At 38.1% G+C, this 11,146-nt stretch carries 7 protein-coding genes; 6 read left to right on the top strand and 1 reads right to left on the bottom strand.

From position 1 onward, the window contains the following. Nucleotides 1-67 precede the first annotated feature (67 nt). The 4 genes from AAC037_RS09730 (at nucleotide 68) to AAC037_RS09745 (ending at nucleotide 5,033) form a co-directional block, all read left to right on the top strand. Entirely contained in the window at nucleotides 68-1,168 is a 1,101-nt protein-coding gene (locus AAC037_RS09730) for an alpha/beta hydrolase (protein ID WP_339902810.1), read from the top strand. Between the two features lie 193 nt (nucleotides 1,169-1,361). Continuing rightward, nucleotides 1,362-2,651, top strand: coding sequence for an SGNH/GDSL hydrolase family protein (locus AAC037_RS09735; protein WP_339902811.1), 1,290 nt, complete (start codon nucleotides 1,362-1,364; stop codon nucleotides 2,649-2,651). Between the two features lie 168 nt (nucleotides 2,652-2,819). Continuing rightward, a complete protein-coding gene (locus AAC037_RS09740) occupies nucleotides 2,820-3,410 on the top strand; it encodes a hypothetical protein (protein ID WP_339902812.1) in 591 nt (196 codons plus the stop codon). 435 nt (nucleotides 3,411-3,845) lie between these two features. Continuing rightward, entirely contained in the window at nucleotides 3,846-5,033 is a 1,188-nt protein-coding gene (locus AAC037_RS09745; protein WP_339902813.1) for a hypothetical protein, read from the top strand. A gap of 117 nt (nucleotides 5,034-5,150) precedes the next feature. On the opposite strand, the gene AAC037_RS09750 is transcribed toward AAC037_RS09745, so the two are convergent. Next, nucleotides 5,151-6,410: an agmatine deiminase family protein gene (locus AAC037_RS09750; RefSeq protein ID WP_339902814.1), complete on the bottom strand. Its 1,260-nt coding sequence runs from the start codon at nucleotides 6,408-6,410 to the stop codon at nucleotides 5,151-5,153. Between the two features lie 461 nt (nucleotides 6,411-6,871). Here AAC037_RS09750 and AAC037_RS09755 point away from each other — a divergent pair, with 461 nt between their 5' ends. Together AAC037_RS09755 and AAC037_RS09760 are read left to right on the top strand one after the other, a co-directional pair. Next, complete coding sequence (locus AAC037_RS09755; protein WP_339902815.1) at nucleotides 6,872-7,597, top strand: ribonuclease activity regulator RraA; 726 nt, start codon at nucleotides 6,872-6,874, stop codon at nucleotides 7,595-7,597. Nucleotides 7,598-7,922: 325 nt separating this feature from the next. Further along, on the top strand, nucleotides 7,923-10,721 hold the full coding sequence (locus AAC037_RS09760) for a bifunctional aconitate hydratase 2/2-methylisocitrate dehydratase (RefSeq protein WP_339902816.1): 2,799 nt from the start codon (nucleotides 7,923-7,925) through the stop codon (nucleotides 10,719-10,721). The last annotated feature ends 425 nt before the right edge of the window (nucleotides 10,722-11,146 follow it).

Below are 11,146 nucleotides of genomic sequence, written 5' to 3' on the forward strand. Positions count from 1 at the left end.
AATTAATGTAATTTTGTCATACTAGCCTTTTTTAGTTACCAAAATCCAAGGGGGGTCAATATCACCGTTGGAGGGGTCAATATCACCGGTATTTCCACTAATTGTATTTATTTTCTATAAGACTTCCATCAATAGACCTCAAGAACCATCAAAGCCATATCCATACTACACTGAAGAAATTACTTTTAAAAACAATGATTCCCTCGTCACCTTAGCCGGAACACTGACATTACCGACGGCAGCAGGAAATTATCCGGCTGTCATTTTAATTTCCGGAAGCGGTGCCCAAAACAGAGATGAAGAAATTTCGGGACATAAACCATTTTTGATCATTTCTGACCATTTAACAAAACATGGAATAGCTGTTCTAAGGTATGATGATAGGGGTGTTGGGAAATCCACTGGTAACTTCAAAACAACTACGACTATAGATTTTGCATCAGACGTTGTCAGTGCTATTGAATTTTTAAAAACGAGGAAAGAGATAAACAAAGATAAAATCGGTCTAATTGGACATAGTGAAGGAGGGATGGTTGCACCAATGGTCGCATCTAATTCTAAAGATGTAAGTTTCATCGTTCTGCTTGCTGGTCCAGGAATTGAAATAATGAAAGTCCTTCTGATGCAGCAAGAATTAATTGCTAGGGCAGATGGTATTTCGGAATCTGACATAAAAGAATTTATACTACCAGTACATAAGAAGGCATATCGAATGATATCCATGTCTACAGATGGTCGTACATTGAAGACTGACTTAGCTAGACTTATCGAACAGTCCTACGATAATTCTCCAGCTGAACTAATGCCATCGGAAATGTCAAGAGAAAAGGTTGTATCACCCCAATTAGATAAGTGGTCGTCGGAATGGTTTAGAAATTTCCTGAAATACGATCCTGCATCAATACTAGAAAAGGTCACTTGTCCCGTTTTGGCCTTAAATGGAGAAAAGGATTTGGTGGTAACTCCTAAAGAGAATTTATCTGGAATTAGTAACGCTATTAAAAAGGGGGGCAATTCAAGTGTGACTATAAAAGAGTTGCCGAATCTTAATCATCTTTTCCAGAACTGCGAAACGGGTTCCCCTGCTGAGTATGCAAAGATTAAGGAAACATTTTCACCCATAGCATTAAAGGAAATGGCAGATTGGATTTTAAAGCAAGTAGAATAATGCGTAGCCTAACATCACCATTGGATACAGCGGGTGGTACTGAGTAACTAAAAAAACAGTATCTTTTAAAAAACTAGGAGTAAGCTTGAAGAATACGGCTCAGATTTCCCACCGTCTCCAAGCTAAAACACGTGGTGACCGAGAAAAAAAGTACTGACATTAGGCAAAGTAAATAATTTAAATAATCAAGAATATGAAAAGGAAATTTATACTATCTAGTATTTTGTTGATAATCTCTTTACAATGCTTTGCTCAGTGGGAATTGAAAGACACAACTGAATTTTCAGCAAGACAAGGTCTACCTAATTTCTTTGATAAGATAAATACAAAACAAGACATTAAAATTGGATTTATAGGAGGAAGCATCACTGCGGCAAATGGTTGGCGGCCTAAAATAGTATCTTGGACAGAAGAACAATACTCCATTAAAGGCTTATTCAGCTACAGTGCCGCCATTGGAGGTACTAACTCTAAATATGGCGTATTTAGAATTGATGAACATTTACTGAGTAAGTCCGACTTTGACTTGATTTTCATCGAATTTGCAGTTAATGATGGCGGTGCAAGTTCCTCTGATGTAGAAAAAAGTATGGAAGGAATGGTGCGTAAAATATGGTCAAAAAATCCATATACAGATATTTGCTTCGTTTATACAGTTAATGAAGCTTCCTTATCTGACTGTGAAAACGGTAAAATGAATATGTCTGCGACTAAACACGATTCAATAGCCTCATATTATGACATACCGTCAGTTTTATTGACGCCTCAAACCTTTAATAGGATTGAATCAGATTCTGTTGTTTGGTATGACAGCGATTATGACAAAGCTACTTTCTTAAACAGTTCCGGACAGTACGTTTTTACAGCAGACAAAGTTCATCCAACAGATTTCGGACACGAAGTTTATAAGGATATTTTAGCAAAATGTTTATTGAAGATAGATACGTTAAGCGGTGTAAAAGAACATGTATTAAAGCCTGTATTGATTGCTGACAATTATGAAAACACAACGATGATTAAAGGTATAGTAAGACAATCAAAAAATTACGATTATGTTGATTCAACCGGACAGTTAAGCTATCTCGACAAATTTAAACCATTAGAAAATCCCTATTTTGTTTCTCAAGACACGAACGCTACTTACCAATTTTCCTTTATAGGGAATGAAATGGGTTTAGATATATTAGTTGGTCCAACAGGAGGAAGGTATATTATTGAGGTCGACGGAGTAAAAAATGAGTTAGCTAACTGGGATGGTTATTGTTCTTATTATAGAAAGCAGTCAAGATTTGTGAAATTGAGTGAAACAAAGAAACATATTGTGAAAATTTATCCATCCAGTCAACCTTTAACATTAGAGGAAAAAAGAAATTCATTAAACAATGATAGTAGAAAAGCGGACTTTGACGCTAATCCTGAGAAATATAATAAAAACGAATTGATTTTTTCACATATATTTCTGAATGGAACATTGTCTGATTAGTTAACTGATAATAGGTCAAGGAGACCCCATTGATTGGTCTACCATTTTTATCAACATTGGCAGGTAATGTTTAAATATCAAGGCTTTTGGCCCGCTCAAGCTGCATGGCGGTTTGATAGGAAACTACCTGGCAATCTACCCCTATACCGTTTAGCCTAAATAAGGAAAATGACACCAAGACAAATTGAAAAAATCAAAAAGAAAATAAGAAGTATCAGAGCTACTTTAGTTGCTGAGAAAAGAAAATTTGGTTGCTTTGACGACAGCCGTGGTTTAAGGTATGTACCGCCAGGACTATTTATCAAGATTAATGATTTCAAAGGAGGTTTGACCTATTTGAATTGGTTTGAAAAGAATTTTAGTGATGACATAGGAATGCCTGACTTTTTATTTGAATGGCTTATTATACTTTTCAAGACAAAAAATATAAAAAAAGCTGAGAGAAAAGCATTTCAAGTATTTTTCGCCAATTCATACTTGTTTGACAAATACTTTGGAAGACCGATTGAACCAATTGAAAAATATGAATATTCAAACTTGACGAGTCCTGAATTTACTGAATATTTCAATTATAGTTCAGACCAACATGAACTTGCTGACTTTTCTGACTGGCTGAAAGCATTTGAAAATTCTGAACAGTTTGTTAGAATAAAGGATAATTATATTATGACTACTAAAAAGCTTAAGAAAGTTAATGATAGAGAGACTAGATCATTTCTATTCGCTCACCTCAAACAAATTGAGTCGGAATTGAATTAAAAATAGGAATACGGATGGCAATAACTAAGCATTCTGACGGCTGAAACTTCCTATTCTGAATGCAGGGTTGAACCTTGAGAAATGTCCAGAATCCCTTCGCCACCCTTCAGCAGGCTCAGGGGCCATGCTTAGAATCCACTTGAGTACCTTGGGTTATGATAAAGAATGGTATTCCCTATTGATTTTTATCTTAGCTCAATATTAAAAGTGAATCGAAAAGTTCTATAACGGTTATTTATGGATAGGAGATTTAGGCGGCTAATTATATGATTTAGCAGGCTTTAGATACGCTAATAAATTCCGGATTCTCAGGAATTATTCATCAATTTTGGCCTTAAATTCAACCCTGTTTTTTTAAATTTAATGGTAAAGCAACTATTTTTTAACTTGCGCTGAAGTCTAAATAATTAATTTTGTTGATTACCTACAACACTTATGAAATCAAAAAGTATTTTAGCCTTTTTCCTGCCCCTTGTTTATTTTTTGCTATTTAGCTATCCAACCTTTTCCCAAACAATAAAAACCCCGGAGATTTATTTAGACCCTATTTTTAAGGTGGATTATGGCGATGCAACGGCAGACAAACCTCAATCAAAATCCTGGACCAATAAATATGGGCAATGGCTAATCGTAGGTGATAAAGACGGACCGAAGTTATTGAAAAAAGAACCTTTAGGATGGACGAGTCAAATTAAAGTTAACCAGGCATGGAAGAATTTGCCGCCTAGGGCTGATGTATTGAGCAAAGGTGAGGAGACACATCTGGTCTTGGTGGATGAATGTGCCTTGACGGTAGTTAAACTAATCTATGCCCCCGAAAGTAAGGAATATCAACATCAATGGAATGTTAATCTTCCCATACCTGAAAACTGTAATGCTATAGAAACGGCAACCATAACACAAGATTCAGAAAATCAATTTTGGATTTGTGCTGATATGAATGAAAGCATCATGGTTTGGCATTCGCTCAACGGTCAGGATTGGGCCGATCCTATTATACTTGCGGATGACATTAATAAGGATGATATCTCACTAATCGTTGGACGAAAAGACCAAGTTTCTGTGATCTGGTCTAACCAAGATACCCAATCTATAGTGGAGCGGATTCACCGTGATGGTGATGCCTTTTTTCATTGGTCACAGCCTGTAATTGTTCAGCAGGGAGACAACAATGCAGACGATCACTTGAATGCCACCGTTCTTGAAAATGGAGAAATGCTTGTGGTGACCAAAAACAGTGTAGACAAAATAAACCAACCTCAGTTTGTATTGCGAGTAAGGGATAGAAAGGGCCATTGGACCAACATTCCCTATGAGAACCTAACCCAACAAAGAGGCCCTAGTCGCCCTGTTATTAACCATGTGGCATCGGGGGAGATTTTTGAAATACATAGCGTTAGAAATCGAGAAGATAATCGCTATTTTATTTCTGTCAATGAAGTAATAAAAAAAAATGACAGCTGGCAGTTTAGAGAGTTGATTCAACTTAAAACCAATGTCTTTGGCAAAAATGGAGATGTCACATCAAGTAAAGCTTGTTTTTTACCGGATGAGCCCAAACTAATATTTTTCTCAGATGATTTAGGTAATGTTTATTCCTTTGATCTCGATACCTTATTATAGGTTTACCAATATTTTACCTAGCGTATCTCATTAGAAAGCTCAAGGAATTGCGCATGTTTTGCCTCAAAAAATTAGATCCAATTAGTAAGATGGATCAGAAAATGTTCAGTTCCCGTTTTAACCCTTCCACCTTTTAAGGGTGTTATTCCATTTGACCCTGAGGTTGGATGGTTTTTCTATTTTAGGTTTATGCATGGTGATACAGTGTAGTCCACCTCCACTATAATTGAGTTCAGTGGCATTTATCATCACCACTTTTCTGCTATGAAAAACTTCCTGAAAAGCTTTTCTGGCCTGTTCATCTTTTTGGCGTATAAAATCAGGGTCACCCGGATTGTAATAGGCGGGTATCACCACCAAGTTATTGGTCAAGACAAAGTTTAAATAGCTGGTCACCGGGGTGTAAAAGATTGCCTGGCCCTTGTAATTGCCCTGATCAAAAATAATAGGTGCCTGTGGTACTCTGATGATCTTAAAAGGGTTGCCATCCTGATCTCTTGCATTTTTGAGTATCTGATAACTTTCTTCCAACCTCTCATGCACTACTTGGTAGAATGGATCCAAAGCCAGGTCTGCCGGATCTACTTGGGCCAGCAAGATGGTTTGGGCATCTGCAAATCGGCAGAATTCATCCACATGCCAATGAACTCCATTGCCATAAATATTGTCAATCACCGGACCATTGTCAAACAGATCGTCTTGCGGAATGCCTTTCTTTAACCAGATGACATTTTTTTGTTTTAGCTTTTCTTTGTATTCCTTTTCAATTTCCTCCTTGCTAAGATCAGGGTTGATGTATTGCTCATGTCCCTCAATTAATATTATGGTTCCTCTGCCATTGATCTCACGCCCCCCACCGGAGCTGGACAACCTGCTTCTCATAAACGGGATTCTCATTTTTGAAGCATATTGCTCATTGAATAAATTGTATTCCTGGTTTTCTTCATGGTGATAATGAAAATTAACCATTTCCTCCTGTCCCTGCTCATTCTGCATAAGGATGGGGCCGTAATCCCTGATCCAGATATTGTCTTTTTCTAATTTAAAAGGAGATAGGCTGACATTTTTTAAATTGATCTTTCTTTGCCTGAATAATTTTTGTAGCGCTTCCGGCTGTTGGTTACGTTGGTTGTAGAAAAGCGTGACATGATCCACTTCTGCTATCTCCTGGATAAGTTTTAGTGATATTTCTTGAAATTGGGGTGTCCAGCAAATGAAGGTGCTCTCCTGTGGGTCAAATTCCGCTAAGGGATTGGCGGTATGCTTTAACTCATAATCTTGCTTGCAAGCACAGATAAAGAAAAAAAAGCATGACAACAATACAAACAGACAGCAACGCAATCCTTGAGTCTCTGTCAATCCGAACCTGATTGTCATCTCAGGTGAATTGTGGATATGGTTTTTTATTCATAAGCTATAATAATCGGTTTAACCGATCAGATTTATTAAAGCAATTTACAGAAATATTCTGATTACAATCTTAGTTTTTATATAATTTCTTAGGGCTTAACCTGCAAGCCGATGAAATAACAAACCCATAATGAATGTTATGCCATGACAGCCCGAGGGCTCACAATGATTGTATAGCAAATGCCAACAAAATTCCTTTAACCTTGCATGAATGCAGGTAGTTTACTTACTTATCATTACTTTTAAAGTCATTATTGAGGTTTAGCTTTCTGCAGTACTTTTATAGAATCATGGTGAGTAAGGAATGAGGTGTATTTTTATCTACCTAAGCCTTTTTACCATCATAGACTTCAATGTAGAAGCATCGCAGGAATAGGCGATACCGGCCCAAAATCCAGCCTATTTTTAAACCTTATAAAACTAAAATAATGTTAGCCACTACACGCGAAAAATTAGAAATGGTAAGCACTGCCACACTTGCCACAGCCTTGTTCAAGCGAGGATTGAAAAATCAATTCATTCAAGGGGTGGAGCCTTTGGCAAATGGGAAACCCACCATGGTTGGAGAAGCTATTACTTTACGGTATATTCCTGCCAGGGAAGATCTCAACCCAATCACTGTATTCCAGGACCCCAAGCATCCGCAACGAGTAGCGATAGAAACTTGTCCTAAAGGAGCAGTACTTGTAATTGATAGCCGTAAAAACAGTAGGGCGGCTTCTGCCGGTTCAATATTGGCTTCCCGTCTAATGGTTCGGGGAGCAGCCGGTATTGTTACAGACGGAGGGTTTCGGGATTCAGCAGAAATTGCCAAGTTGGACATGCCTTCCTATCATCATAGGGCAAGTGCACCAACCAATTTAACCTTACACCAAGCAATGGATATTAACGTGCCAATCGGGTGTGGGGATGTGGCGGTTTTCCCGGGAGATGTGGTTGTTGGAGATGATGATGGAGTGATGGTTATTCCGGCTCACATGGCTGATGAAATAGCCGAGGAGGCAATAAACATGACCCTCTATGAAGATTTTGTTACTGAGCGGGTATTGGCAGGACACACGATTGTGGGTTTATATCCTCTTACGAAAGAAGAAAATAGAGAAGCATTTGAGCTGTGGAAAAAACAGCAAGGGGGGACAAATAAGGAGAAATAAATTGTCTGTTTGATCAGAGGAAAGTAAGTAAATGGGTAAAGTTCCTTAGGTTAGGCTATAAATGGAAGGTGAAAATAGGGGGTATTCCATGATTTTTAGAAAGAAAAGAAGCTCTTCTTACCCATGTTCTGAACAATCGCTTAGTGGCAAGTGCCTACATTAAATATTTCTCTAATGATTTAACTAAGGAATATTTCTTCAAAAAAATGTTGCCAATACGAATTTAACACAGTATAAGCATGTTAAGCATATAAAAAATAACAGGGGCAATGCTATGATAAAAAGCGTTCAATTTTTAACTTTGTGAATAGAGATAAAAAAATTTATGAGTGAATATAGTAAGTACCTAGAAGAGATAGAAGATAGGAAAAAGGATAATCTTGATCCGAAACCGATTGATAGTGCAGATTTATTGACTGAAATCATCGCACAAATCAAAGACCTTCATCATGAACACAGGAAAGATTCTTTGAATTTCTTTATTTACAATGTTTTGCCGGGTACTACTTCTGCAGCCATTGTTAAAGCTGAGTTTTTAAAGGAAATTATTCTTGGTGAATCTGTATTAGAAGAAATTTCACCTGCCTTTGCTTTGGAGCAATTGTCACACATGAAAGGTGGCCCTTCAGTAAAAGTTTTACTAGATTTGGCGCTTGGTGAAGATGTTTCCATAGCAGAAGAAGCTGCAAAAGTCTTGAAGACACAGGTTTTTCTATATGAAGCAGATACAGATCGTTTAGAAAAAGCCTTCAAAGAGGGAAACCCTGTTGCGAAGGACATTTTAGAAAGCTACGCAAAAGCAGAGTTCTTTACTAAATTGCCTGAACTTCCAGAAGAAATTAAACTCGTCACTTTTATTGCGGGTGTGGGAGATATCTCGACAGATTTATTGTCTCCGGGTGGAGATGCTCATTCAAGATCTGATCGACAACTGCATGGCCAATGCATGTTCGAACACAATAAAGAACAACAAAAAGAGCTGCTAGAACTTCAGGCCAAGCATCCTGACAAAAGGGTGATGTTGGTGGCTGAAAAAGGCACCATGGGCGTTGGTTCTTCAAGGATGTCCGGAGTGAACAACGTTGCACTATGGATAGGGAAAAAGGCCAGCCCATATATACCTTTTATCAACATAGCGCCTGTAGTGGCAGGAACAAATGGGATTTCACCAATTTTCCTTACCACCGTGGGTGTAACCGGCGGTATTGGTTTAGACTTAAAAAACTGGAAAAAGAAATACGATGCTGAAGGGAATCTAATTGTTGATGAAAACGGAGAACCCGTTTTAGAACAAATATATTCTGTAGAAACAGGTACTGTATTGACCATCAATACAAAAACCAAAAAACTCTATGATGGAGAGAAAGAACTGATGGATATATCATCTGCTTTCACCCCACAGAAGATGGAGTTTATGAAAGCCGGAGGCTCATATGCCATTGTATTTGGTAAAAAGCTTCAAACCATCGCAGCGAAAATCCTCGACATAGAATTGCCCTTAGTTTATGCGCCTTCAAAAGAAATATCGCATAAAGGACAAGGCCTGACAGCTGTAGAGAAAATTTTTAATGCAAATGCTGTAGGTACCACCGGAGCCGTGCTTCACGCAGGTTCTTATGTTCGTGCTGAAGTTAATATCGTAGGTTCTCAAGATACCACAGGTTTGATGACTTCTCAAGAATTGGAAATGATGGCTGCTACAGTCATTTCTCCTATTGTTGATGCCGGTTATCAGTCGGGCTGTCATACCGCCTCTGTTTGGGATTTAAAATCTCAACAAAACATACCAAAATTGATGAAATTCATGAATGATTTTGGTTTGATAACTGCCCGTGATCCTGAACATAAATACGCACCCTTAACAGATGTGATTCATAAGGTTTTAAATGATCTTACCGTTGATGATTGGGCCATTATCATTGGAGGGGATTCCCACACCAGAATGTCTAAAGGCGTTGCTTTTGGAGCAGATTCAGGTACGGTTGCGCTAGCCCTGGCCACAGGCGAGGCTTCAATGCCAATCCCGGAGTCAGTGAAAGTTACCTTTAAAGGTAAAATGAAAGACCATATGGATTTCAGAGATGTAGTACATGCTACACAATCTCAAATGCTAAAAGCTTTTAAAGGCGAGAATGTCTTCCAAGGAAGAGTGATTGAGGTGCATATTGGTACCCTTCCTTCTGACCAAGCTTTTACATTCACAGATTGGACTGCAGAAATGAAAGCGAAAGCTTCAATCTGTATCTCAGAGGATGAAACGTTGATAGAGTCTTTGGAAATTGCCAAAGGTCGTATCCAAATAATGATCGACAAGGGCATGGACAATCACAATCAGGTACTTCAAGGTTTGATTGATAAGGCCAATAACAGAATTGAGGAGATAAGAACAGGCAAAAAACCTCCATTAACTCCTGATGAGAATGCAAAATACCATGCGGAATTTGTAGTTGATTTGGACATCATTGATGAGCCAATGATCGCTGATCCGGATGTTCACAATGAGGACGTTTCTAAACGTTATACGCATGACACCATCCGTGAACTTTCCTATTACCAAGGAGAAAAACATATTGACCTTGGCTTTGTAGGTTCTTGTATGGTGCATAAAGGAGATATCAAAATAGTGGCCAAAATGTTGAAAAACATGGAAGATCACTATGGGAAAGTTGAATTCAAAGCACCATTGGTAGTGACTGCCCCAACTTACAATATCATTGATGAGTTGAAAGAAGAAGGCGACTGGGAAATTCTTCAAAAATATTCCGGTTTTGAATTTGACGATGCTGCACCTAAAAGTAGTGCAAGAACAGAGTATGACAATATTCTGTACCTAGAGCGTCCCGGATGTAACCTTTGTATGGGTAACCAAGAGAAAGCTGAAAAAGGAGATACGGTGATGGCCACATCCACGCGTTTATTCCAAGGAAGAGTAGTGAAGGATTCTGACCGTAAAAAAGGCGAATCATTGCTAGGCTCAACGCCGGTAGTTATCCTTTCAGCCATCCTAGGTAGAACACCTACTCTTGAAGAGTATAAGATTGCGGTTAAGGGAATCAAACTTACTCATTTTGCTCCACCGCTTAAAAAGATGACTTCAAAACCAAATCACCTTCTATCGTATTAATACGAAAGGAAAAAGTGTAGCTGGTGGAAGTCAGTAATTTAAAGAGCTATTGGCAATGAATTACTAAGGTAAGAGCATTGCTTCAGGTATATATTTAAAGGCTGAGTTTTGAAGCCATTCCTAGTTAAGGAGTGCTTTCAGAACTCAGCCTTTTTTTGGATAACTTTTTTTGCTCTCTATGCTATGGTTGGTATTGAAAAATGTGTGGACCTGAATTCGATTTTAAATCGCTCTAAATAAAAAACTATATCGTTTCTGGGAACCCTTTTAGTGGGTTTTCTGAGGTGGGAAAGGGAATGTCAGTCTCAACTTGTTCGGGATTCTTACAGCTTTACCCACTAAAAGTCTTCCCTAAGCCTATCTATGATAGATTTTTATAAAACTGAATTGAGTTAAGGTCATATGATAAATTAATTTCCGCCTTG

It is taken from the genome of uncultured Cyclobacterium sp. (assembly GCF_963976465.1).
Taxonomy (GTDB): Bacteria; Bacteroidota; Bacteroidia; order Cytophagales; family Cyclobacteriaceae; genus Cyclobacterium.